The following is a 22,865-nucleotide window of genomic DNA, read 5'->3' as shown; positions in this document are numbered from 1 at the left end:
GGTCCATGCCATAGCCGGGCCATGCCCGTCGACGGATTATTGATGGCGCAGCGCGATGTGGCGGCCGCTCTGCTCGCGCATTATCGCTGCCATGCCCGCTTGCTGCCCTGGCGCAGCCCGCCGGGGGAGCCGCCGCCCGATCCCTACCGGGTCTGGCTGTCCGAGATCATGCTCCAGCAGACGACGGTGGCGGCCGTTATTCCCTATTATGAGCGCTTCCTCGCGCGGTGGCCGGACGTCGCGGCGCTGGCGGCCGCCGAGGATGGCGACCTGATGGCTGCGTGGGCGGGCCTTGGCTATTATGCGCGCGCCCGCAATCTGCTGGCCTGCGCGCGCCATGTCGCGGCCTTGCCGGGCGGGCGCTTCCCGGATGACGAGGCGGGGCTGCGGGCGCTGCCGGGCGTGGGCGCCTATACCGCCGCCGCCATCGCTGCCATCGCCTTCGGGCGCCGGGCCGTGGTGGTGGACGGCAATGTCGAGCGCGTGGTGAGCCGCCTCTTCGCGGTGGAGACGCCGCTGCCGGCCGCGAAGGCCGAGCTGCGCATGCTTGCCGACCGGATCACGCCGGAGGCCGATGCCGGCGATTTCGCCCAGGCAATGATGGACCTCGGCGCGACGATCTGCACGCCGCGCAAGCCCGCCTGCCTTGCCTGCCCACTGGCGGAGATGTGCGCCGCGCGCGCGGCGGGCGACCCGGAGCGCTTCCCGGTCAAGGCGCCGAAAAAGGCCCGGCCCGAACGGCGTGGCACCGCCTGGTGGATCGAGGCGGAGGGCGCGGTGTGGCTGCAGCGCCGCCCCGCGCGGGGCCTGCTCGGCGGCATGCTGGGCTTTCCCACCAGCGAGTGGCGTGAAGATCACGGGCAGACGGTGCCGCCCCCATGGCCCGGCGACTGGCTGCTGATCGAAGGGCGGGTGCGCCATGTGTTCACCCATTTCGCGCTGGAGCTGAGCGTCGCGCGCCTGTTTCTCTCCGTGACGCCTTCGTCCGCTGCGCTTGCCAAGGCGCTGGGCGATGGCCAATGGTGGCCGCTCGGGAGGATCGGCGAAGCCGGGCTGCCGACGCTGTTCGCCCGCGTCGCGCAGGCGGTGCGCGAGGAGACGCCCGATGAGGACGAGGAGAGAGAGGAAGGATGATGAACCGCAACGTCGCGCCCGAGGCACGGGGAATCACCTTCACCGGAAGCACGCTCGACCGTGCCGACCAGCTGCGCGTCCATCCCGAACGGCTCTCTGTCGCCTGGGCCGACACGCGCGCGCGCGTCGTGCGGCTCGATGGGCTCGATCCGCTCCCGGACGATGAAGGCATGCTCGCTACCGGTCCGATCGAGCCCGGCGCGCGCCTTGCCGACCATGCGCTGCTCGGGCTGCAGGAAGACGGGGTGCCGCTGTTCATCGCGCTCCATGTGGAGAAGAAGCCGCACGAACCGCCGGTCTTTCCCCCGAAGGTCTGGCAGATCGTTCCGCACCTTCGCCCCGATCAGGCGGCGCTCTATGCCGGTGCGCGCAGCCTCGTCGACTGGCATGACCGCCACCAGTTCTGCGCCTGTTGCGGATCGCCCACCCATCCGGTGAAGGCCGGCTGGTCGCGCCAGTGCGGGACCTGCGGCGCGGAGCATTTCCCCCGCACCGATCCGGTGGTCATCATGCTCGCCGAATATGAGGACAAGGTGCTGATCGCGCGGGGCGCGCGCTTCCCGCCCGGGCGCTTCTCGGCGCTGGCGGGCTTCGTGGAACCTGGCGAGACGATCGAGGAAGCGGTGCGCCGCGAGCTGTGGGAGGAAACGGGCATCCGCACCGGGCGCGTGGACTATCTGTTCAGCCAGCCCTGGCCCTTCCCCTCCCAGCTCATGATCGCCTGCACGGCGCAGGCGCTCGACTGCGCGCTGACGCTCGATCTGGAGGAAGTCGCCGAAGCCATGTGGGTGAGCCGGGAGGAGGTGCGCGCTGCCCTCGCCGAGGCGCCGGACGCGCGCTTCCAGCCGCCCACGCCGGTTGCGGTGGCGCACCATATGCTGCGGCACTGGCTGGGCGAGTGAGACGCTGCATCGGGGTTTGAAAGCCAAGGGGTGAGGCGCGCCGGCGGGGGCTCGCTGGCGGAGCCGCATTGCGTCCCCTATATAGCATGTCTAAAGCGCAGCCTCCTTTCCAGAATTCCGGACGACCCTCTCCATGCTCAGCCTCAACGAAGCCCTTGATCGCGCCCAGTCGCTCGTCGCCGCCGCGCGCCGCGCCGGCGCGGACGCCGCCGACGCGGTCTATGGCTGCGACGCGTCCTCGGGCGTGACGGTCCGCCTCGGGCAGCTGGAGGATGTGGAGAATTCCGAATCCGAGCATATCGGGCTGCGCGTGTTCGTCGGCCATCGCTCGGCCAGCGTCTCCTCGTCCGATCTTGCGCCGCGCACGCTGGACACGCTCGTCGAGCGCGTCATCGCCATGGCCCGGGAAGCGCCGGAAGACGCCTATGCCGGGCTCGCGCCGGAAGACCGGCTGATGCGCAAGAAACTGCCCTCGCTCGACATCGAGGACCCTGAAATCCCCGAACCCGCCGCGCTGCGCGAACGCGCGCTGGCGGTGGAAGATGCCGCGCGTGCGGTGCTCGGCGTCACCAATTCGGAAGGCGGCGGCGCCGGCTTCGGCCGCGCGCAGGTCGCGCTCGTCACCAGCCATGGATTCGCCGGGGCCTATGCCGGGACGAGCCACTCGCTCTGGGCCAGCGTGCTGGCCGGCGAAGGCGCGGGAATGCAGCGCGACCATGCCAGCCACACCGCCCGCAAGCTGCGCGACCTGGAGGCGGCGGACGCCATCGGCACGCGCGCGGGCAGCCGGGCGGTCGGACGGCTCAACCCCAAGCGCGTCGCCAGCGGCACCATGCCGGTCATCTTCGATCCGCGCGTGGGCAACAGCCTGATCGGCCACCTGATCGGCGCGATCTCCGGCCCGGCGGTGACACGCAAGGCGAGCTTCCTGCTCGACCGGCGCGGCGAGCCGGTGCTGCCCGCGACGCTGAACCTCATCGACAATCCGCATCTCCAGCGCGGCCTGCGCTCGCGCCCGTTCGACGGGGAAGGGCTGCCGACGGCGATGAAGCGCATCGTGGATGGCGGCATCCTGACCGACTGGCTGCTGGACAGCGCATCTGCCCGGCAGCTCGGCCTCGCACCCACCGGCCACGCGACGCGCGGCGGCGGTGCGCCGGGCGTGGGCCTGAGCAATGTTCATCTCGAAGGCGGGACGGCCTCGGCGCATGAGCTGATGGCGGACGTCTCGCGCGGGCTCTACGTCACCGAACTGATCGGCCATGGCGTCAATCCGGTGACCGGCGACTACAGCCGCGGCGCCTCGGGCTTCCTGATCGAGAATGGCTCGGTGGGCCATGCCGTCGCGGAAGTGACCATCGCCGGCAATCTGCGGGACATGTTCGCGCGCCTCGTGGCGGCAAACGACCTCAGCTTCCGCTATGCCATCAACGTGCCCACCCTGCGCATCGACGGGATGACCATTGCCGGCGAATAATCGCCTGCTGCCCGATCTCCTGGCGATCGCCGACGAAGCGGCGGCGCGCGCGATGCTGGACTGGGCGCCGGGCGAGCCCAGCCGCAAGGCCTGGGAGAAAGTGCCCGGCGAGCCGGTGTGCGAAGCCGACCTTGCCGTCGATGCACTGCTGCGCGCGCGGCTCGGCGCGCTGCTGCCGGACGCGGCATGGCTCTCCGAGGAAAGCGCCGAGACACCGGGACGCAGCGATGCGCCGCTTGCCTGGGTCGTCGATCCGATCGACGGCACGCGCGATTTCGTGCGCGGGCGCACCGGATGGGCGATCTCGATCGCGCTGGTGGAAGCCGGCGACGTGCAACTGGGCGTGCTGGCCGCGCCTGCCCGGCAGGAGCGCTGGTGGGCCGCGCGCGGGGCAGGCGCCTTTCGCAATGGCGCACGGCTTGCCGTGGGGGCGCAGGCCACGCTGGCGGGCGCGCGCGTGCCGCTCGACACGATGCGCGGGGTCGACATGGATTACCGGATGGTGCCCAAGCCCAATGGCATCGCGCTGCGCATGGCGATGGTCGCGGGCAACGAAGCCGATCTCGTCGCGGGCCTGCGCCTGAGCGGGGAATGGGACATCGCCGCCGCCACGCTGATCGCGCAGGAAGCAGGCGCCATCGTCACCGACGCGCTCGGCGATCCGATCCGCTTCAACAAGCCGGACCCGCGCGTGCCGGGCCTGCTCTGCGGCGTGCCCGCAATCCATGAGGCCGGCCTTGCCCGCCTGCGCGAGCGGGCGCTGAAGATGCGCGGCGCGGGATAAAGCGCCCCGTCCGCCGGATCATCCGTGTCTCGCGAAGGCCGGAATCCTGGCAGTAACGATCATCGCGAAGAGCCGAATCCGGCGCCGCATGACCGGCAGACCGGGGGAGAATTGCCGCTGCGGGAGGCCGGCGGAGCGGCGTTGTGGCGCCCGTTCCCGGCAGATATCGGATTCAATCGTTCAGGCCTGAAAACCTTCCTCACGAATAAATCATGTTGCAATAGCTATATTGCTAGGTATTCTGGCGCGCATCGCACCGGAAAGATCCGGACGACGCTGGGGCAACGACCTCACAGCACATAGGAGGGGAGGACCATGCAACATCGTTATCGCTCGAACTCTGTCCGCGCGCCGCTCTTCGTGGGTAGTGCGCTTTACCTGCTTGCGCTTGCTCCAGCCGGCGCACTGGCCCAGGACACGGTGACGCCGCAGGCCGCCGCCGCGCCGGAAGACCAGGCCATCGTCATCACCGGATCGCGCATCGCGCGCCGCGACTATTCCTCCGACACGCCGATCGTGACGCTGTCCGCCGACGCGCTCAATCGGTCCAGCGAAGTGAGCTTCGACCAGAGCCTGAACAAGCTGCCGCAGTTCGGCACCGGCGCCAACCAGATCACCAGCGCGACGGACATCCAGTCGACACCGACCAGCAGCCCCGGCATCGCGACGGTCAACCTGCGCGGCCTGGGCAGCAACCGCACGCTCGTGCTGGTGAACGGCCGCCGCACGCAGCCCGCCAATGCCAGCCTCGTGGTCGACCTCAACACGATCCCCGCCGCCGCGGTGGACAATGTGGAGATCATCACCGGCGGCGCCGGTGCCACTTATGGCGCGGACGCCGTGGCCGGCGTCGTCAACTTCATCCTCAAGCGCAATTTCCAGGGCGTCCAGATCGACGGGCAGGCCGGCCAGACCTTCCGGGGCGATGGCGAGCAGTACAAGGTCTCCACGCTGCTCGGCTCCAACTTCGCGGACGATCGCGGCAATGCCATGATCGGCCTCACTTACCAGAAGCGCACGCAGGTCTATCTGCGCGACCGGCCCTTCTTCGAGGCGGCCTTCACGGACCCGAACACGCCCGGCCGCAACGCCTGGCCCAACTTCGGCGGCTATCTGCCCACCAACGGCACGCAGGCCGCCTATGATGCGGTGTTCGGCGCCAAGGGCTTCGTCCCGGGCGACGTGCCCAGCACGGCACAGCTCTTCTTCAACACCGCACCGACCACGGCCGGCGCGACTCTGTTCACGGTCTCGCCGGGCGTGCGTTCCGGCACCCGGGCACCCGGCTTCACCGGATCGCTGTACCCGGACAACAAGTTCCTCAACAACGGCCTGCTCTCGCCCAACAGCTACACCGGCTTCCTGTCGAGCCCGCTGGAGCGCTACTCGCTGTTCGCCGCGGCGCATTACGAAGTCAGCGACAATCTGACCTTCTACACGCAGGCGAGCTTCGACCAGAACGACACCACGACCGAAGTCATCGGCTACTCGCCGGCCTTCAACCAGTGGTCGGTGACGATCCCCTATGATGCGGCGCATCCGGTGCCCACGGAACTGGCGACCATCCTCAACTCGCGCGCCAACCCGAACGCGCCCTGGACGCTGTACAAGCAGATGGACTATCTCGGGCCGCGGCAGATCTCGACCACCACCTATACTTATGAAGTGCTGTTCGGCGCGCGTGGCGACCTGGGCGTGCGCGACTGGACCTACGACATCTTCATGTCGCACGGCCGCACATCGCAGAACACCAATTACCGCGGTTTCGCCGATCTCGCGCGCTATCAGGAACTCATCAACCGGCCGAACTACGGCGCCGGGGCGGACTACAATAACGGGCGGACCGGCATGCTGGCGCATTGCACCAGCGGCCTCAATCCCTTTGTGAACACGCCGGTGAGCCAGGACTGCATCGACATCATCAGTGCGCCGATCAACACCGAGACGATCCTCGCGCAGGATCAGGTGGAACTGAACCTGCAGGGCTCGCTTGCCGAGATTCCGGCCGGCGACCTGCGCTTCGCCCTCGGCGCGGCCTATCGCAAGAACGACTTCGAGTATCGGCCGGACCCGGCTTTCTCCACGACCAACACGACCTCGCTCACCATCGGCCTGTTCGATACCTCGCCGACCAAGGGCGACGTGAACGTCAAGGAGATCTACGGCGAGGTGCTGGTGCCGATCCTGCGTGATCTTCCCTTCGTGCGCTCGCTCACGCTCAATGCCGGCGCGCGCTATTCGGACTACAGCACGACCGGCGGCGTCTTCACCTGGAAGACCACGTTGGACTGGGACGTCAATCCCTGGCTGAAGCTGCGCGGCGGCTACCAGCAGGCGAACCGCGCGCCCAACGTGGCCGAGCTCTATCAGCCGCCGGTCTTCCAGACCGTGCCCTGGCCCGATCATGACCCCTGCTCGATGTTCACGCGCGCCACTTACGGCAACGTGGCGTCCAACCCGGATCGCGCGAAAGTGCAGGCGCTCTGTTCGGCGCTCTCGGGCGGCGTTCCGATCGGCGACAACTTCGTGGGCAACGTGCCGAGCTACTTCGCGCTCGGCCGCGACCTGCAGCGCGGCAATGCCAATCTCGACAACGAGAAGGCCAAGACCTGGACACTGGGCGCCGTGGTCAACTCACCCTTCGACGCCGAGGCTCTTCGGGCGCTCCGCCTCTCCGTCGATTACTACCACATCACGATCGACGGGGCGATCGCACCCGCTTCCACCCAGCTGGTCTACCAGGAATGCTTCAACAGCCTGGGCAACAACCCGAACTACGATCCCAACAACGAATATTGCCAGCGCATCTCGCGCAACACGACCAATGGCCAGTGGATCGCGACGACGGCGAGCTTCGAGAATCTGGGCCTGATCCAGACCTCCGGCATCGACGTGCAGTTCGACTGGAGCCTGCCGGCGCCGGGCATCGGCGAGACCGGGGCGGTGTTCGCCAACATCGTCTACAATTATCTCATCAACTACAAGGTGCAGAACAATCCGGGCGGCCCGGTCTTCGACTATGCCAACTCGATCGGCTCGACCATCTTCGTGCCGCCTTATGGCGCGCAGTTCCGCTGGAAGCTCAATACCACGCTGGGCTATGACTTCGGTCCCGGCACGGTGAGCATGAACTGGCGCCACTTCCCCCGGGCCCGCAATGCGGCGCGGGTGACCAACAGCACGGCCACGCAGACCCGCACCAACGCTTACGACATCTTCGATCTCTCGGCGCAGTTCCGGCTGAACGACATGTTCCAGATCCGGGGCGGCATCGACAATCTGTTCGACCGCGATCCCAACATCATCGGCGCCATCCCGGGCACCACCGCCGCCGTGGGCGAGCCCGACCCGGCGGGCACCTATGATGTGCTGGGCCGCCGCTTCTATGTGGGCGTCAGGGTCGATTTCTAGGTCCGGAGGCAGCCCCTCCGACAGGGCGGGCGCATGCTGCAACCATGCGCCGGCTCCTCTTCCCCCTGAGCGGTCTCGCGGCGCTTGTCGCGAGACCGTCCTTTTTTCCCTCGGTGACGGAAAGCGGAAAGCGGAAAGCGGGGAGGACACGCTGGCGGAGCGCCGCGCCCGCCTTCCGCGCCGGAAAGACCTTGTGCGGTGACCGGGCCTCGGGGATAGATGCCCGGTCGTTCAAAACCCCGCCCGAAGCGGGGACAGGAGGAACGCGAATGAGGATTGCCATCTCCATCGGTCTCGCCGTCCTTGCCTTGCCGGCGGCGGCCGGTCATGCGCAGCCAGCCGGGGATGCGGCGGCGAACTGGGAAGCGGTGGTGCAATGTGCCCGGCAGACCGGCGCGCCGGCCCGACATGCCTGCATCGATCAGGTGCTGCGCGGCAGCGGCGTGCTGGACAGCGAGCGCGAGATGAACGAAGCGCGCCAGTCCTTCGGCCAGCAGGGGCGATCCGAAGCGGCGCCCGTTCCGCCGCCGACGGCGCCCGCGGTTCCAGCGATGCCCGCGCCCGCGCAGCGCGCCGAGGCCGCGCCTGCCGCTCCGGCACCCGCGCCTGCCGCGCCCCCGCCGCCGCTCCGGGCGCTGCAGACGGAAGTCGCCAGCGCACGCCTCGCGGCCGATCGCAAGCTGGTCATCACAACCCGGGAAGGCGCGGTCTGGCGCCAGACGGAGACAATCGAGCTGCGCGCTTCGCCCCGCGCGGGCGACAGTTTCGAGATCGAGGAAGCCGCGCTCGGCGGGCATCGCTGCAAGCTTGGTCGCAGCCGCATCTTCCGCTGCGAGCGAGTGAACTGAGCGCCGGTCGCCCGTTTCCGTAAAGGGCCGACGCTGTTCGAAAAGAGTGCCGGCGCGCCAAGGGCCCGGCGTATCCTGGCCCGGCGCCCGGCGGTCGCCTCAGACCTGCGCCGGTTGCGCGCCGCGCTTGCTCAGCGTGGTGAGCAGCGTCTCATAATGTTGTACATAGCTCAGATAGATGGCCTTCACGTCCGGATGCAGCGCCGCGTGCGCCAGCTCCCGGGACTTGTCGATCTGTCTTTGGAGATAAGTGCGATCCCACAGCGGATCCATCGGTGTTGCCCTCAAATGTTTTGCGCGTCAGAAATTCCCCATCGGGCGAATGGTTCCGGCATTTCGCGTCGTGCCGTGCGGGACAGCTGAGCCTTGCCGAATCAGTCACTTGCCGCCAGTCTCCCACCCGACATCTTGTCAGGAGAGCCTCTCATGCCAGCCGTGAAGACCGCGAAGACAATGCTCGCTTTCTCCTTCCTTGCTTTGGCAGCCTGTCAGGTGGGCGCGCAGCCGGGCAGCGGCACGCGCGCGGGACTGGTCGACATCGAGCAGACGGCGCTGGTCTCCGGCACGCCGATCCCCCGCTTCAAGGCGGATACGGCCTGGCCGCAGCTTCCCGAGAACTGGGTGATCGGCCAGGTTGCGGGGCTTTCCACGGACAGGGAAGGCAATATCTGGCTCGTCCATCGCCCGCATTCCGTGCGCGACCCGGGCCCGACGCGCCAGCCCGCGCCGACCGTGCTGCGCCTCTCGCCGGACGGGAAAGTGCTGGCCGCGTGGGACGGCAAGTCCACCGCGCCGGAGATCGACGGCGTCAACCAGTTCCCCGCCAGCACGCACGGCGTGTTCGTGGACGCGGAAGACAATGTGTGGATCGGCGGCAACGGCAAGGACGATCATGTCGTCGTCAAATACAGCATGGACGGCAAATATCTGGGCCAGTTCGGCACGCGCGGCGCCACCGGCGGCAATCTCGACAAGGCCAAGCTCGGCGGCCCCGCCGACATCTATCGCCACAATGACGAGCTGCTCATCGCCGATGGCTATATCAACAAGCGGGTCATCACCTTCGATGCGAAGAGCGCTGCCTTCCGCCGCTTCTGGGGCGCCTATGCGAGCGCGCCCGATGCGCCGGCACGGCAAGGCGATTTCGACCAGAGCATGGCGGCGAGCACGGCCGATGGCGGGGCCAATCCGCGCTCCCCGATGTTCGGCGACATCGTGCATTGCGTGGTCAAGAGCTCGAACGGCGACCTCTATGTCTGCGACCGGCGCAACAACCGCATCCAGATGTTCCGGGACGGGCCGGACGGCAAGGCCGTGTTCGTCAAGGACATCCTGATCGCGCCGGAAACGGGCGGGCTGCGCACGGTGAGCGACGTCGCCTTCTCGCCGGACGAGACATATATGTACGTCACGGACATGGAGAATGGCCGCGTCTGGACGCTGCTGCGCGAGACACACCAGATCATCGGCCATTTCGGCAAGGCGAACGGTAAGGGCCCGGCCGAGTTCATCTGGCTGCATTCCATGGTGACGGACAGGGACGGCAATATCTACACGTCCGAGGTCAATCAGGGCCAGCGGGTGCAGAAGTTCGTCTTTACCGGCATCGAATAGGCGCCGGCCGGGCGCGGGCTGACTCCCTGGGGGCAGCGCTTGGCTGACGAGAGCCGTGCGGTTTCGTCACGGTTCGTCCGCAATGTCTCCGTCATTGATGTTGGTGGGTTGGGCGCCAACATGACGGAGTTATTATGAACAAGAAGATCGTGCTCGCTGCCCTTCTCGCGGCGTCGGCCGCTTGGGCGGGTCAGGCGCAGGCGCAGACCATCGGCAGCTTCCGCGCGGACGTGCATGCGGGCTGGGATAGGGTCTCCATCGACCAGCACACGCAGGGCGATGCCGACGCCGATGTCGTGACGTCGAGCGAGAAGGACGACGGCGTCATCTATGGCGGCGAGATCGGCTATGACCTGGGGCTCGGCGCCTTCAGCCTGGGTGCCTATGCCGGCATCGAGGGATCGTCGGCCAAGCAATGCGCGGAAGTCTACACCGAAGTCGAGACCTGCGTGAAGGCGGGGCGCAACATCACGCTCGGCGCGCGCGCCGGCTTCAACGTGGCGCCGCGCGTGCTGCTCTATGCCAAGGGCGGCTATTCGAACGGGCAGGTCCGCATGGAATATATCGACCATGTGACGGCGGCGGACAGCTTCACCCTCTCGGAGAACATGGACGGCTGGCATGCCGGCGCGGGCGTGCAGGTCAATCTGCTCGCCAACAGCTATGTGAAGCTCGAATATGTCCACACCGACTATTCGGACTATTCGCTCGCCGATGGCGACGCCACCATCAGCGGCGGCTTCAAGCGCGACAACGTCCTGCTGGGCGTGGGCATGCGCTTCTGAACCGGGCGGCGCGGCCTTCGGGTCGCGCCCCTGGCACGTCCGGCCGGAGCGGGCGGTGCAGGGCCGGTGTCGACCGGCCCCGAAGCATCGTCAGATCTTCAGCCGCACGATCTGGCGCAATCGATACTGTTTCGCCAGCGCGTCATAAGCGCGCACCAGCTGGTCATGCATTGCGCGCTGCTCGGACTCGCCGGCGGCCAGCGCGAGCTTGCGGTGCTCGCGCGCCCTGCGGCGATAATAATCATGGCGTGTCGGAATCATCGGCGCCTCCCGCCGGACATTCGAGCAGCTTTTTGCCTGTGCGCATTTGATCCCGATCAAATGGCCGCTCGTCCGGGGGCGATCCGGGATTGAGTCCATAGGTCAGGGTCGCGCGGGCCAGGTGCGGGGAGGCGCCCACGTGCGGCGGCCTGCGCGGCGGCGCGCATCAGCCAGCCAAGCTTCTCGCCGCGGGAGGTGAAGACACGGCTTTCGAGCGCGCGCTCCGGATCGGCCGCGACATGCCGCGCGATGCCGCCATAGATGCCGGCCGCCGCGAGCACGGCCCAGGCCGAGCGGAACGGCAAGGCAGGCGTGCCGTAGCGGGCACTCGCTTCGTACCGCGCCGCCAGATCGGCGGCGCGGCGCGCCAGACCGGCGAGCGCCGCCCGCGAAGCCGGGGCCATTGGATCGGAAGGGTCGATACCGGCTTCGACAAGCCAGTCCCTGGGCAGATAGCAGCGTCCGCCTGCTGCATCCTCGGCGATGTCGCGGGCGATATTGGCGAGCTGGAAGGCAAGGCCGAGATCGCAGGCGCGGTCCAGCACCGGCGCATCGTCCGGCGCCACGCCCATCACGATCGCCATCATGCAGCCGACCGTGCCGGCGACATGATAGCAGTAGAGGAGCAGGTCCTCCTGCGTGCGCGGTCGCCAGCCCGCCGCGTCGAGCGCGAAGCCCTCGATCAGATCGTCGATATAGCGGCGGGGGATGGCGCACTCGGCTGCGACGACGGCGAGGCCGGCAAAGGCGGGATCATCGATGCCCGCCGCCCCGCCCAGCGCCCGCTGCGTCCGCGCGCGGATATCGGCGAGCCGGCGCGCCGGATCGGATGTCGCATGCATTGTGCCGCCATGGTCCTGCCCGTCGGCGATATCGTCGCAGGCGCGGCACCAGCCGTAAAGCAGCCATGCCCGCTCGCGCGTCGTGCGGTCGAACAGGCGGGAGGCCGTGCGGAAGCTCTTCGACCCCCGCGCGATGCTCTCCCGGGCATGCGCGACAAGCGCGGCGCGCGCCTCGCTCACGTCATCCGCGCCTTGGCGCCTGCGCTGTCCGGTGCCTCAAAGCCGCGCCGCCTTCATCGAGAAGATCGTCTCGTGCGGCTGATAGGCGGCCATCGCGTCGATCAGATCGGGCAGCGTGTTCCGGGCGATGAGGATGCCGGCATGGGCGGGCCGGATGAAGCCGGTCTCGATCATGTGCCGGTCGAAGGCGATGAGCTGGTCGTAGAAGCCGGCGACATTGAGCAGGCCCACCGGCTTGTTATGATAGCCAAGCTGGGCCCAGCTGATCGCTTCCCACAGCTCGTCCATCGTGCCCACGCCGCCCGGCAGCGTCACGAACCCGTCCGCCAGGCTGGTGAACAGCGCCTTGCGGGCATGCATGTCCGGCACGACATGCAATTCGGTCAGGCCCTTGTGCGCGACTTCCGCGCCGACCAGCGCCTCGGGAATGACGCCGATGACTTCGCCGCCCGCCGCCATCGCCGCATCGGCCACCGCGCCCATCAGGCCCACGCGGCCGCCGCCATAAACGATGCCGATGCCCCAGCGCGCCAGCTCCGCGCCCACTTCCTTCGCCATCGCCATGAACTGCGGATCGGCCGGGGTGGCCGAACCGCAATAGACGGCGAGGCGATTGAACGTCTTCATGCAAGATCCTCCAGCATCAGCGTGGCGGTGGCCCGGGCCGAGCCGACCACGCCGGGAATGCCGGCGCCGGGATGCGTCCCCGCGCCGGTGAAATAGAGATTGGGAATGACATCATCCCGGTTGTGCGCGCGGAACCATGCGCTTTGCGTGAGCAGGGGCTCGAGGCTGAAGGCGCTGCCCAGATGCGCATTGAGATCGCGCGCGAAATCGGTGGGCGCGTAGGAGAACTGCACCTTGATGCGCGCGCGTATGTCCGGGATGAGCCGGCGCTCGACCTCGTCCAGGATGCGGTTGGCGAGGATGGGGCCGATCTCGTCCCAGTTGACTGGCAGCTTGCCCATATGGGGCACCGGAGCCAGCGCATAGAAGGTCGAATGGCCCGGCGGCGCGAGATCGGGGTCCGTCACCGTGGGATGATGCAGATAGAGCGAGAAATCCTGCGAGAGGACGCCATGCTCGTAAATATCCGTCAGCAGCCCGCGATAGCGCGGGCCGAACAGGATCATGTGGTGCGGAATGCCCGGCCATGTCCCCTCGATGCCGAAATGGACGAGGAAGAGGCTGGGGCTCCAGCGCTTGCCCGCCAGCGCCTGCGCGCGCCGTTCGCCGCGCACATGGCCCGACAGAAGATCGGCATAGCTGTGCATGAGATCGGCATTGCTGGCGACGGCATCCGCCTCGAAGCGCAGGCCCGACCGGGTGGTGACGCCGCTCGCGCGGTCCCCCACTGTCTCGATCGTCGCTACCGGATCGCCCAGATGCAGCGTGCCGCCGAGCCGCTCGAAATGCGTCACCATGCCGCTCACCAGCGCATTGGTGCCGCCCTTGGGAAACCAGACGCCGCCCTGCTTCTCCAGCTTGTGGATGAGGGCATAGATGGCACTGGTGGTCATCGGATTGCCGCCCACCAGCAGAGTATGGAAGGACAGCGCCTCGCGCAGCTTCTCGTTCTTCACGAAGCTGGAGACCATGCTGTAGACCGAGCGCCAGGCCTGATGCTGCGCCAGCGCCGGGGCGGCCTTGAGCATCGACTTGAAGTCGAGGAACGCGACATGGCCGAGCTTCTCATAGCCCTCGCGATAGACCTCGGTGCTGTAGGCCAGGAACTTGCGGTAGCCCACGACATCGGCGGGATCGAGCTTCGCGATCTCGGCGTCGAGCAGCACGTCGTCATTGCCATAGTCGAAGTTCGTGCCGTCCGGCCAGTTCAGCCGGTAGAAGGGACTGACCGGCAGCAGCGTCACATCCTCCGCCATGTCATGGCCGGAGAGGCGCCAGAGCTGGGCCAGGCAATCGGGATCGGTGATGACGGTGGGCCCGGCGTCGAAGGTGAAGCCGTCCTTCTTCCAGACATAAGCGCGACCGCCCGGGCGATCCCGCCCTTCCACGACCGTGGTGGCGATGCCCGCCGATTGCAGGCGCAGGGCCAGCGCGAGGCCGCCGAAACCGGCGCCGATGATGACTGCTCTCTTCATGGCTTGGCGGCTCCGAGCGCCTGGATGGCGCGGCTCACAGGCACAGGTGGCTTGCCGATCATGATGCGCATCTTGTCTGTGAAAGTGGATTGGCCGGCATAAAAGCGGCCGATGAGGGCAGGGTCAAGACGATAGAAGCGGGCCAGCACCCGCCAGCGCTCGTCGGGGTCTGCGGCGCGGAACAGGAGGGTGGAGAGCATGCGGTAGAAGCCCTGGCCGCGCCAGTGGGCGCGCGCCCGGGCCCGCAGCGCCGCATGCAGTGCCGGTCCCGAGAGATCGTCCATGGCGGCGATGGCAAGCGCCGTTCGCACCGCATCGGGCAGGGAATAGCCGGTGAGCGCATGGAAGAAGCCGCCGCGCAGGCCCGCCTTCGCGACGCCCGGCGCCTGCGCGTCCCAGTAGCGCTCGAAGTCGCCGCCCATGCAGACCGGCAGCACGCCGGTCTCGCTATGGCCCCGCGCCTCCCCGTCCCAGCCCTGCGCCCAGGCATATTCGCTGATCCGCGCGGAAAGCAGCGGCTCGTCGAGGCCCGGATCATCGGCATAATAAGTATCCTCGATGAAGAGCTCGGTCGGCGAGAGGGGGAGCGTGTAGACGAAGCGGTAGCCATCATGCTGCGGAACGGTGGCATCCATGATGATCGGCTCGCACAGCCCATGGGGCCGGTCGCAGACCCAGCTTGCGCCCACGAATTTCTGATAGCCCAGCGTAAGCGCGCTCATGTCCCCCGGGCCGCGCGCGTCGATCACGCCGCGCGCCTCGATCGTGCGCCCGTCGGCGAGCGTGACCGCATGCGGCGCGAGGGCCGTCGCGGCCTGATCGAACAGCAGGTCCCCCTCCGGCATGGCGCGGTGGAGGCGGATGCCGAGACGCTCGCTGGTGAGCGTCGCATAGCCGCTGTCGATGCGGCGCTGCTGGCCGGGAAAGCGCACTTCATGCCCGCCCCAGCCATGCACGATCAGCGGCTCGATCAGCCAGCGGCTCTCCGCCGGGACATCATGCGCGAAGCAGGACCAGAGCTGATTGCCGCCGGAATAGCGCGCTTCCTCGATCAGCACCGTGCGCAGATCCGGCCGCCTTGCCCGCAGGGCCAGCGCGATCAGTCCCCCGGCAAGGCCGGCGCCGACAATGGCAAGATCGACGGGTTGCGCGGACTTCATGCGCGAGCCCTAGAACATCGCGCGGCAAATCAGAACAGGGAAGTCGCGTGGATCGAAACGGCCCGCCTCGCGCGGGCCATTCCCATCCGTTCACTCCTGCGCGGGCGCTTCCATGAACAGCCGCGTGTGGGGCAGGGCCGCGAGATCGACTTCCTCGCCAGCGAAGAACAGGCGCTCCAGCCGCCGGATATTGCGGATGTCGGCGGTCGGGTCTGCGCTGAGCAGCAGGAGATCGGCGATCTTGCCGGTTTCGATCGTGCCCAGCTCGTTCAGCCGGCCGGTCGCGCGGGCACCGTTGCGCGTCGCCGCGACGATCGCGTCCATGGGGCTCATGCCCAGTTCCACCAGCCCCTCGATCGCGAGCAGGCTGCCTTCGCCCGGCTCCTGATCCGGCGTCTTGGGGCTGCGGCGGAACTCGGGGGCGTCGCCCAGATAATTGTCCGTGGCGATGGTCACCGGGCACCCTGCCTTGATGAGCCGCTCCGCATTGCGGCGCTGGATCTCGTCATCCTCGCCACGCATGACCGCGCGCCGGCGCACTTCCGTGCTGGTGCGGGCAGGCGGCATCTTCGCAATCGAGGCCAGCGCGGCGGCGCGCTTCTCGATCTGGCGCTGGCGCACCGCGCCGGTCACCATATTGGCGCGGATCGCGCACAGCGTGCCCTTGCTCAGGATGAGGTCGATCAGCTCCTGCGGATAATCGCGGCTGAGGATCTCGGGATGCTGGATGAGGTCAATGCCCGCTTCCACCGCGATGTAGAGGCCTTCCGGACTGGTCGCGTGCGTTTCCGCGATGCGGCCGCGCTTGTGCGCTTCCTCCACGATCACGCGCTGCTGGCGCGGCGAGAAGCCGATCAGCGAGGGGAATGTGAAATGGCTGGTGCCGCCATATTTGAGGAAATCGACTCCCCGGTCGAGATAGGCACTGACGGCTACGCGCAGTTCCTCCGGCGTCATGTCCATCAGTTCCTCGCCCATGCCCTGCGCGAGAATGTCGTTCCATTGCTCCTGGAACAGGGTGAGGTCACGATCGCCGGTGAGCGAGTAAGTGAGCGAGAAGGGGCCGCCCCAGCCGAGGATGTTGCCCGCCACGAGCATGCGCGCGCCCGTCGCCTCGCCCCGGGCGATCCGGTCCCGCACGGCGAGCAGCGGCGGCAGCACGCCATAGCTGTCCCGGATGGTCGTCACGCCGGCCTTGAGCTGGCGCTGCGCGAACTCGAGGGCGAGGTCCTCGTTGCGGTCCGCATAGCGCGAGGAGGTGTCCCGGCGCGCGGGATTGCCATAGACGGTCGCGTGGACATTGCTGTCGATGAAGCCGGGCAGCAGATAGCGGCCGCGTCCGTCCACGCGCGTGGCACCGCGCGGCGCGCTCAGCCCTTGCCCGATCGCGGCGATCCGGCCCTTGTCGATCAGCACGTCCTGACCCGGCCGGGGCGCGGCGCCGGTGCCGTCGATGACTGTCACGCCGCTGATGAGAACCGGGGGGCCGGCAAGCGCCATACCGGAGAAGAGCAGCGCCAGCGCCGCCATTGCCAGTCGCGCCACACGCCGCAAGGCGCCGCCTTGTCTTCCGCTGTGCATGCAGTCCCCCCTTCCGATGCCCGCAAGACGCGCGGATTGCGAGAGGCTAGTATATCATATACTTTAGGTCAAACGGTGAAGCCGATATGCCCGGGATGCGACGGTCCGGTGCGCAAACGCTTTCCTCGCGTCCCCGCTCCCTATAAGGGGCGCCCATGCAGGCCGTGCCGATCATCCTTGCCTCGATGCTGGCCATGACGGCCATCATCGCGGTGCGTTACCTGCTTTCCAGCGGCGGCTTCGCACTGGCGACGCGGCTGGTGCGGCCGGGACTTTACCAAGGGCAGGGCGGGCAGATCGGGCGGGAAGTGCGCTGGTCGCTGCTTTCGGCGCTGGTGTTCGGCCTGCCGGCGGGGCTGGTGGCCTGGGGCTGGCAGAACCGGGGCTGGACGCTGATCTATACCGATCTCCATGCCTGGCCGCTCTGGTATCTGCCGCTCTCCGTGCTGGCGTATCTCGCAGCGCATGACAGCTGGTTCTACTGGACCCACAGGCTGATGCACCGCCCGGCCTTGTTCCGCGTGGCGCATGCCGTCCACCATGCCAGCCGCCCGCCCACCGCCTGGGCCGCGATGAGCTTCCATCCATGGGAAGCGCTGACCGGCGCGGTCGTGATCCCCGTCCTGGTGTTCCTTATTCCCATCCATGTCGCTGCGCTGGGCCTCGTGCTCACGATCATGACGGTGATGGGCGTCACCAATCACATGGGCTGGGAAATGTTTCCACGCTGGCTGGTGCGGGGGCGGCTGGGCGACTGGCTCATCACGGCCTCGCATCACCAGCGCCATCATGAGCAATATCAGTGCAACTATGGACTTTATTTCCGCGTGTGGGACCGGCTCTGCGGCACGGACCGGGGGCTTTCCGGCGACTTTGCGGCGCCGCCCGCCGCGCGGAAAGGATGAGGGCGCCGGCGACTATCGTGCGACGCGGGTGCCTCGGGGTGCTGGCGGGGCTTGCGGGACTGGCGGCGCTGACCGGTGGCGTGGATGCCGCGCGCGCTGATCCGACAGTGTCTCCGGGGAGCGCGAGCGGGGCGCTGACCGTGCGCTTCGAGGGGCTGCGGTCCGCGCGCGGCCTGATCCGCGCCTGCCTCACCCGCGATCCGGCTCATTTCCCGAAATGCGAGGACGATCCGGCCGCGATGAAGGCCAGCATTGCCGCGAGCCCCGCTGCGACGCTGTCCTTCGCGCAAGTGCCGCCGGGCGACTATGCGCTGCTCATCCTGCATGACGAGAATGGCAATGCCCGGCTCGACACGACGCTCGGCATCCCGCGCGAGGGCATCGGCTTTTCGCGCAACCCGCGCATCATGTTCGGCCCGCCCAAATTCGAGGCGACCGTGATTCACATCGGTGCGGGCGTGACGCACACGACGGTGAAGCTGCGCTATTTCCTTTGAGGCCGCGTCACTGCGGCTGCGGTTCGCGCGGGCCCTGTTCCTTCTGCTTCTTCTGCTGCGCTTCCTGCGCGGCCTTCAGGCGGGCAGCCTCGGCTTCTTCCTCGCGTGCCTGCTGCTCGATCTCTTCCGATTCGGCATCGAGATTGCCGAGACGTTCGGAGCGGGCCTTTTCCACCGCGTCCGCCCAGGTCGCGCTGCCGAGCATGGTCTGGCGCTCTTCGCGCGCGGCGCGGGCGATCTGCTGGAAACAGCCGGTGAAGCCGCCGCCGCCGGTGGGCGAGCAGCTGTCGATGCCTTCCCGGCCGACATATTCGATGGAGCGCGCGCGGTTCGCCCAGCTCTGCACCTTGGGGTCCAGCGGATCGGTGCGCAGATCCTTGGGAATGCGATAGCGCTCATTGTCCGGCATGCGGGCGCAAACCACGATCTCATCGCCGCTGCTCGCCGGGCAGGGATCGTCGCCATAGACGAACACCTGCTTCACCTTCTCCGTATCCTGCGGGCCGATGGCGGGCACGTCCTGCGCCATGGCCGCGCTGCCCATGGGAAGGCCCATGAGGGTGGTGCCAAGGGCAAGGAGGAGGAGCGGGGCGCGCATGGGAGAACTTCCTTCTTCAGAAACGCTGTGATTCAGAAACGCTGTGACAGGGCAATGGCGGCCCGGCAACCGAGACGGATCATCCCGAACAGCAGCGGATAGGCAGGGGCCGCTTCCGCGCCATGCGCGATCGCCGTATCGCGGTGCTCCACTTCCTCGGCCTGAAACTCCTCGATGGCGCCGGAAAGCGCGGGATCATCCTCGCCGATCTCCTCGAGCTGCCGGCCATAATGGTCGTCGATCTCAGTCTCGATCGCCGCGGTGCAGGCCATCGCGGCTTCCGGACCGATGAGGGCCGTGGCCGCACCCAGAGCAAAACCCGCCACATGCCAGAAGGGTTGCAGGATGGTCGGCCGCACGCCGCGTTCCACGATCATCCGGTCGAAATGCGCCCGATGCCGCTCTTCCTGCGCCGCCATATGCGCGATCTGCCGGCTCATCGGGTGCCGGTCCCCCAGCACGGCGAGCTGCCCTGCATAAATGCGCACGGCGCCGAACTCTCCGGCCTGATCGACACGCAGCATCGCCGCGCGATCGGCACGTCCGGCGCCGGGGCGGGGCGGATGGGGTGCGGGGGAGGTCATGAGCGGCTCCATTTGCGCAGCAGGGCGAAGATCAGCAGCGCGCCGCCCAGGGAGAAGAGGGCATTGTAACCGGCCAGGGAAATGCCGAACAGCGACCAGGGAGCCACGTCGCAGCGCACGAGCCGCGCTTCCATGATGCTGTCGAGCATCGACTGGCCGGGCGTGGGCCGGGCCATGGTGGAGCAGGTGGTGACGCCTTCCCACAGCCCATATTCGACCCCGGCATGATAGACGCCGATCAGCCCGCTCGTGGCAATGAAGAGCGCCGCGAGCAGGGTGAAGACGCCGCTCCCGAACGGATTGCGGCGCAGGCCGATTGCCGCCATCGCCGCCGCGATTGCGAGCAGATGCGGCCAGCGCTGCCACATGCACATTTCGCAGGGGAAAAGCCCCCCGACATATTGGGAGACGAGGGCACCGACGAGCAGGCCGAACGGCAGCATGATCGCCACGAAGCGGGCGAAGGACAGGAAAGCCTCGCGCCGCATCTTATTTCTGCCCGGCCACCTTCTTCGCCGCCGCAAGCTGGGACGAGGGCGCCAGTCGCCCGATCGTCTCCAGCGCGTACTGGAGCTGGAAGTCCTCGATGCCCTGCTTCTCCAGTTCCTCGGCCGTGGCCGTGAAACGCGGATCGGTGTTGGTGTCGGTCTCCAGTTCGCTGCGGTCGAGCTTCGCTTCGTTGATGAGATGGCGCCGCAAGTCGCTTTCCCGATAGCGGGGCCGCTTGGCGTAATCCGGATCGGAGAGCTGGGGCACGAGAATGTCGGGCTCGATGCCGCCTTCCTGCACGGACTTGCCATTGGGCGTGTAATAGCGCGCGGTGGTGAGACGCAGCGCGGTGTCCGAGGAGAGCGGCAGCAGCGTCTGCACGCTGCCCTTGCCGAAGCTGCGCTCGCCCATGACGAGCGCGCGGCCATGATCCTGCAGGGCGCCCGCGACGATCTCCGAGGCGGACGCGGAGCCGGCGTCGATCAGCACGACAATGGGCGATCCATTGGTATCGTCACCCGGCCGGGCATAATAAGGACGCGTGTCCTCGCGCAGGCGGCCGCGCTGCGAGACGATCTGGCCCTTTTCCAGGAACACGTCCGAGACGCTCACTGCCTCGTCGAGCAATCCACCCGGATTGGAGCGCATGTCGAGCACATAGCCGGTCGGCTTGTGGCCCAGCGACTTCTCGATGCTGCGGATGGCGCTGCGCACGTCCGCCCCGGTGTTGGCGGAGAAGCTGACGATCTTGATGACGCCGACATTGCCCTTCACTTGCCATTTGACCGGCTTGATGTCGATGATCGCGCGGGTCAGCTCCAGCTCGATGGGCTCGTCGCGCCCTGCGCGGGCAATGGTCAGCTTGACGGTCGTGCCCGGGGCGCCGCGCATCTTGTCGACCGATTCGTCGAGCGAGCCGCCGTAGATCAGCTTGCCGTCGATATGGGTGATGTAATCCCCGGCCTTGATGCCGGCGCGGGCAGCGGGCGTATCGTCCGTGGGGGCAATGACCTTCACTACGCCTTCTTCCAGCGTGACCGAAAGTCCAAGGCCGCCATAGCTGCCTTCCGTCTGCGTCCTCAGATTCTCGAAGTCGCGCACGTCCAGATAGGAGCTGTGCGGATCGAGGCTGGAGAGCATGCCCTCGATGGCGCCCTTGATGAGCGTCGCGTCGTCGACTTTCTCCACATAGCTGGAGCGGACGCGCTGGAAGACGTCCATGAACAGGTCGAGCTGCTTGAAGGTCTCGCTCTCGCTTTCCGTCACCGCCGAGGTGGAGGCGGGCACGAGCGCGATGGCGCCGAGGATGGCGACGGAGCGGACCAGGAATGTGCGGCGGGCACTGGACATTGCGTGGCTTTCGAAAAGACGCTTCGGGCTCGATATAGGCGGGATTGCCGGGTCTGCCTAGCTTTGCCTCATCCTGCGCGGCGAAGCGTTACGCGATGCTGAACGGCGCCTGTCTCATCGCAGCAGCGCGCCGATGTCGATCGGCCGGTCCTGCCGGCGCAGTTCGACGAGCAATCGGGGCTTGCCGGGGCCGGTGGCGCCGAGCGGATCGCCCTGGCGCACGATGTCCCCCACCTGCGCCGAAACCCGGTCCAGCCGGGCGACGAGGCTTGTCCAGCCGCCGCCATGCTCGATGATGACGATCTGGCCATAGCCGCGGAAGGGGCCGGCGAAGGCAATGCGGCCGGCGGCGGGCGCGACGACGGTGGCGCCGGGCGCCGTCAGAATGGTGAGGCCGCGCGCGCGCAACCCGCTTTCGCTGACCTCGCCGAATCCGGTGACGACATCGCCGACGACGGGCAGGCGGTAAATGGGTGGACGCGCGCCATCGCCGGACAGCGCCGCGTTTGCCGGCCCACCATTCTCGCGCGGGAGGGGGGCGTCATCGGGCGTGTCCGGGCGCGGGACCGGGCCGGGGAGAGCGAGCAGGGCGTCGCGGATTACGCCCGCTTCCTCGATGGTCTGCATGAGCTCGCCGATGTCGCGCGCTTCCTCCGCCATCGCGAGGGATCGCTCGATCTCCAGGCTGGCGCTGTCCCGCAACTGGCGCGAGGCGACGCGCTGGCGTTGCTCGAGGCTGGCGAGCGTCTGCTGCTGCGCGGCGAGGCCGTCCCGGGTGCGGGCAAGGGCGCCGGCTGCCGCCTCGGCGCTCTCGCGCAGGTCGGCGCTGCGGGCGATCTCGGCCCGCAAGTCGCGCGTGCGCGCCATCACCACCGGCATCACTTGTGCGAGGACGATGCGGCGATGAACCGCATCGCCCACCGTGCCGGGTTCCACCAGCGTGAGCACGGGTGACCGGCGAGCGATCTGCTGGAGCGCCGCCGTCAGCCGGACGATGGGGGTCTGGCGCTCGGCGAGTCGCTTCGCTTGCGCGCGCTGGAGCCGCGCGATGATGCCGACCCGCGCTTCGCCCGCGCGCAGATCCGCCTCGCTCTGCTGGATGCGCGCGGCGAGCGCGGCGATCTGGTCGCGCGTGCGGTCCGCCGCGTTCGCCGCCTTGCGCGCGCTCGCTTCCAGCGCCTCGCTGCGCTTGCGGGCCTCCTCCGCCTGCGCTCTCGCCCGCAGGAGCGCCGCACGCTCCTCGTCCAGGCTCGTTCCGGGGACCGGCTGCCCTGCGCCCTGCGCCAGCAACGCGACCGGCAGCAGCGCGATCCCCAGCAGCAGCGGTAGGAGGACAGCGGGGCGGCGCAAGGCGATCATGC

The 22,865-nt window shown here is 68.0% G+C and carries 22 protein-coding genes; 10 read left to right on the top strand and 12 right to left on the bottom strand.

The window, feature by feature from the left end:
* Positions 1-42 precede the first annotated feature (42 nt).
* From mutY to HNP60_RS15460, 6 genes are all read left to right on the top strand, one after another.
* Positions 43-1,134 carry an A/G-specific adenine glycosylase gene (gene mutY, locus HNP60_RS15485; protein WP_420825230.1) on the top strand — a complete coding sequence of 364 codons (1,092 nt, stop codon included), beginning with the start codon at positions 43-45 and terminating at the stop codon, positions 1,132-1,134.
* Positions 1,131-2,036 (top strand): NAD(+) diphosphatase, encoded by a 906-nt coding sequence (gene nudC / locus HNP60_RS15480; protein WP_184155515.1) that lies wholly within the window; start codon positions 1,131-1,133, stop codon positions 2,034-2,036. The genes mutY and nudC overlap by 4 nt, the downstream gene beginning before the upstream one ends.
* 133 nt (positions 2,037-2,169) lie before the next feature.
* Positions 2,170-3,513 carry a TldD/PmbA family protein gene (locus HNP60_RS15475; RefSeq protein ID WP_184155512.1) on the top strand — a complete coding sequence of 448 codons (1,344 nt, stop codon included), beginning with the start codon at positions 2,170-2,172 and terminating at the stop codon, positions 3,511-3,513.
* Positions 3,500-4,297 (top strand): inositol monophosphatase family protein, encoded by a 798-nt coding sequence (locus HNP60_RS15470; protein ID WP_184155508.1) that lies wholly within the window; start codon positions 3,500-3,502, stop codon positions 4,295-4,297. The genes HNP60_RS15475 and HNP60_RS15470 overlap by 14 nt, the downstream gene beginning before the upstream one ends.
* Positions 4,298-4,612: 315 nt before the next feature.
* Positions 4,613-7,708 (top strand): TonB-dependent receptor plug domain-containing protein, encoded by a 3,096-nt coding sequence (locus tag HNP60_RS15465; RefSeq protein WP_184155505.1) that lies wholly within the window; start codon positions 4,613-4,615, stop codon positions 7,706-7,708.
* Between the two features lie 269 nt (positions 7,709-7,977).
* The gene (locus HNP60_RS15460) at positions 7,978-8,556 is read left to right on the top strand and encodes a hypothetical protein (RefSeq protein ID WP_184155502.1); all 579 of its coding nucleotides are present in this window, start codon (positions 7,978-7,980) and stop codon (positions 8,554-8,556) included.
* Between the two features lie 99 nt (positions 8,557-8,655).
* On the opposite strand, the gene HNP60_RS15455 is transcribed toward HNP60_RS15460, so the two are convergent.
* Positions 8,656-8,829 carry a hypothetical protein gene (locus HNP60_RS15455; protein WP_014077493.1) on the bottom strand — a complete coding sequence of 58 codons (174 nt, stop codon included), beginning with the start codon at positions 8,827-8,829 and terminating at the stop codon, positions 8,656-8,658.
* Between the two features lie 153 nt (positions 8,830-8,982).
* Between HNP60_RS15455 and HNP60_RS15450 the strand changes: the two genes are divergently transcribed.
* Positions 8,983-10,170 carry an NHL repeat-containing protein gene (locus HNP60_RS15450; protein WP_184155499.1) on the top strand — a complete coding sequence of 396 codons (1,188 nt, stop codon included), beginning with the start codon at positions 8,983-8,985 and terminating at the stop codon, positions 10,168-10,170.
* A 134-nt stretch (positions 10,171-10,304) separates the two neighbouring features.
* Positions 10,305-10,955 (top strand): outer membrane protein, encoded by a 651-nt coding sequence (locus tag HNP60_RS15445; protein WP_184053030.1) that lies wholly within the window; start codon positions 10,305-10,307, stop codon positions 10,953-10,955.
* Between the two features lie 90 nt (positions 10,956-11,045).
* On the opposite strand, the gene HNP60_RS15440 is transcribed toward HNP60_RS15445, so the two are convergent.
* The 6 genes from HNP60_RS15440 to HNP60_RS15415 form a co-directional block, all read right to left on the bottom strand.
* Positions 11,046-11,216 carry a hypothetical protein gene (locus HNP60_RS15440; RefSeq protein WP_184155496.1) on the bottom strand — a complete coding sequence of 57 codons (171 nt, stop codon included), beginning with the start codon at positions 11,214-11,216 and terminating at the stop codon, positions 11,046-11,048.
* A gap of 56 nt (positions 11,217-11,272) precedes the next feature.
* Positions 11,273-12,238: a squalene/phytoene synthase family protein gene (locus HNP60_RS15435; protein ID WP_184155493.1), complete on the bottom strand. Its 966-nt coding sequence runs from the start codon at positions 12,236-12,238 to the stop codon at positions 11,273-11,275.
* 36 nt (positions 12,239-12,274) lie between these two features.
* Complete coding sequence (locus tag HNP60_RS15430; RefSeq protein ID WP_184155490.1) at positions 12,275-12,865, bottom strand: LOG family protein; 591 nt, start codon at positions 12,863-12,865, stop codon at positions 12,275-12,277.
* Positions 12,862-14,340, bottom strand: a complete 1,479-nt coding sequence (locus HNP60_RS15425; protein ID WP_184155487.1) for a phytoene desaturase — start codon at positions 14,338-14,340, stop codon at positions 12,862-12,864. Before HNP60_RS15425 ends, HNP60_RS15430 begins: the two co-directional genes overlap by 4 nt.
* Complete coding sequence (gene crtY / locus HNP60_RS15420) at positions 14,337-15,500, bottom strand: lycopene beta-cyclase CrtY (protein WP_184155484.1); 1,164 nt, start codon at positions 15,498-15,500, stop codon at positions 14,337-14,339. Before crtY ends, HNP60_RS15425 begins: the two co-directional genes overlap by 4 nt.
* A 90-nt stretch (positions 15,501-15,590) precedes the next feature.
* Positions 15,591-17,081, bottom strand: coding sequence for an amidohydrolase family protein (locus HNP60_RS15415; RefSeq protein WP_221414679.1), 1,491 nt, complete (start codon positions 17,079-17,081; stop codon positions 15,591-15,593).
* A 155-nt stretch (positions 17,082-17,236) separates the two neighbouring features.
* Here HNP60_RS15415 and HNP60_RS15410 point away from each other — a divergent pair, with 155 nt between their 5' ends.
* Together HNP60_RS15410 and HNP60_RS15405 are read left to right on the top strand one after the other, a co-directional pair.
* Positions 17,237-17,986, top strand: coding sequence for a sterol desaturase family protein (locus HNP60_RS15410; RefSeq protein WP_184155481.1), 750 nt, complete (start codon positions 17,237-17,239; stop codon positions 17,984-17,986).
* 17 nt (positions 17,987-18,003) lie between these two features.
* Positions 18,004-18,483, top strand: coding sequence for a DUF2141 domain-containing protein (locus HNP60_RS15405; protein WP_338056728.1), 480 nt, complete (start codon positions 18,004-18,006; stop codon positions 18,481-18,483).
* Positions 18,484-18,490: 7 nt separating this feature from the next.
* On the opposite strand, the gene HNP60_RS15400 is transcribed toward HNP60_RS15405, so the two are convergent.
* The 5 genes from HNP60_RS15400 to HNP60_RS20120 all read right to left on the bottom strand — a co-directional run bounded on the left by HNP60_RS15400 (position 18,491) and on the right by HNP60_RS20120 (position 22,863).
* Positions 18,491-19,081 (bottom strand): hypothetical protein, encoded by a 591-nt coding sequence (locus tag HNP60_RS15400; protein ID WP_184053053.1) that lies wholly within the window; start codon positions 19,079-19,081, stop codon positions 18,491-18,493.
* Between the two features lie 32 nt (positions 19,082-19,113).
* Positions 19,114-19,665: a demethoxyubiquinone hydroxylase family protein gene (locus HNP60_RS15395; protein WP_184155478.1), complete on the bottom strand. Its 552-nt coding sequence runs from the start codon at positions 19,663-19,665 to the stop codon at positions 19,114-19,116.
* Positions 19,662-20,153, bottom strand: a complete 492-nt coding sequence (locus HNP60_RS15390; RefSeq protein ID WP_014077480.1) for a disulfide bond formation protein B — start codon at positions 20,151-20,153, stop codon at positions 19,662-19,664. The genes HNP60_RS15395 and HNP60_RS15390 overlap by 4 nt, the downstream gene beginning before the upstream one ends.
* A 1-nt stretch (position 20,154) precedes the next feature.
* Positions 20,155-21,504, bottom strand: coding sequence for a S41 family peptidase (locus HNP60_RS15385; protein ID WP_184155475.1), 1,350 nt, complete (start codon positions 21,502-21,504; stop codon positions 20,155-20,157).
* Positions 21,505-21,618: 114 nt separating this feature from the next.
* Positions 21,619-22,863 carry a murein hydrolase activator EnvC family protein gene (locus HNP60_RS20120; RefSeq protein ID WP_184155473.1) on the bottom strand — a complete coding sequence of 415 codons (1,245 nt, stop codon included), beginning with the start codon at positions 22,861-22,863 and terminating at the stop codon, positions 21,619-21,621.
* Positions 22,864-22,865: the final 2 nt, after the last annotated feature.

It is taken from the genome of Sphingobium lignivorans, from assembly GCF_014203955.1.
GTDB lineage: Bacteria > Pseudomonadota > Alphaproteobacteria > Sphingomonadales > Sphingomonadaceae > Sphingobium > Sphingobium lignivorans.
Note: the sequence above shows the minus strand (reverse complement) of the source record. Positions and strands in the feature narration are given on the sequence as shown.

Excerpts from the sequence above, each read along its gene's own strand:
- mutY (WP_420825230.1), top strand. The coding sequence starts at position 43 with ATGGCGCAGCGCGATGTGGCGGCCGCTCTGCTCGCGCATTATCGCTGC.
- nudC (WP_184155515.1), top strand. The coding sequence starts at position 1,131 with ATGATGAACCGCAACGTCGCGCCCGAGGCACGGGGAATCACCTTCACC.
- HNP60_RS15475 (WP_184155512.1), top strand. The coding sequence starts at position 2,170 with ATGCTCAGCCTCAACGAAGCCCTTGATCGCGCCCAGTCGCTCGTCGCC.
- HNP60_RS15465 (WP_184155505.1), top strand. The coding sequence starts at position 4,613 with ATGCAACATCGTTATCGCTCGAACTCTGTCCGCGCGCCGCTCTTCGTG.
- HNP60_RS15460 (WP_184155502.1), top strand. The coding sequence starts at position 7,978 with ATGAGGATTGCCATCTCCATCGGTCTCGCCGTCCTTGCCTTGCCGGCG.
- HNP60_RS15455 (WP_014077493.1), bottom strand. The coding sequence starts at position 8,829 with ATGGATCCGCTGTGGGATCGCACTTATCTCCAAAGACAGATCGACAAG.
- HNP60_RS15450 (WP_184155499.1), top strand. The coding sequence starts at position 8,983 with ATGCCAGCCGTGAAGACCGCGAAGACAATGCTCGCTTTCTCCTTCCTT.
- HNP60_RS15445 (WP_184053030.1), top strand. The coding sequence starts at position 10,305 with ATGAACAAGAAGATCGTGCTCGCTGCCCTTCTCGCGGCGTCGGCCGCT.
- HNP60_RS15440 (WP_184155496.1), bottom strand. The coding sequence starts at position 11,216 with ATGATTCCGACACGCCATGATTATTATCGCCGCAGGGCGCGCGAGCAC.
- HNP60_RS15430 (WP_184155490.1), bottom strand. The coding sequence starts at position 12,865 with ATGAAGACGTTCAATCGCCTCGCCGTCTATTGCGGTTCGGCCACCCCG.
- HNP60_RS15425 (WP_184155487.1), bottom strand. The coding sequence starts at position 14,340 with ATGAAGAGAGCAGTCATCATCGGCGCCGGTTTCGGCGGCCTCGCGCTG.
- crtY (WP_184155484.1), bottom strand. The coding sequence starts at position 15,500 with ATGAAGTCCGCGCAACCCGTCGATCTTGCCATTGTCGGCGCCGGCCTT.
- HNP60_RS15415 (WP_221414679.1), bottom strand. The coding sequence starts at position 17,081 with ATGCACAGCGGAAGACAAGGCGGCGCCTTGCGGCGTGTGGCGCGACTG.
- HNP60_RS15410 (WP_184155481.1), top strand. The coding sequence starts at position 17,237 with ATGCAGGCCGTGCCGATCATCCTTGCCTCGATGCTGGCCATGACGGCC.
- HNP60_RS15400 (WP_184053053.1), bottom strand. The coding sequence starts at position 19,081 with ATGCGCGCCCCGCTCCTCCTCCTTGCCCTTGGCACCACCCTCATGGGC.
- HNP60_RS15395 (WP_184155478.1), bottom strand. The coding sequence starts at position 19,665 with ATGACCTCCCCCGCACCCCATCCGCCCCGCCCCGGCGCCGGACGTGCC.
- HNP60_RS15390 (WP_014077480.1), bottom strand. The coding sequence starts at position 20,153 with ATGCGGCGCGAGGCTTTCCTGTCCTTCGCCCGCTTCGTGGCGATCATG.
- HNP60_RS15385 (WP_184155475.1), bottom strand. The coding sequence starts at position 21,504 with ATGTCCAGTGCCCGCCGCACATTCCTGGTCCGCTCCGTCGCCATCCTC.
- HNP60_RS20120 (WP_184155473.1), bottom strand. The coding sequence starts at position 22,863 with ATGATCGCCTTGCGCCGCCCCGCTGTCCTCCTACCGCTGCTGCTGGGG.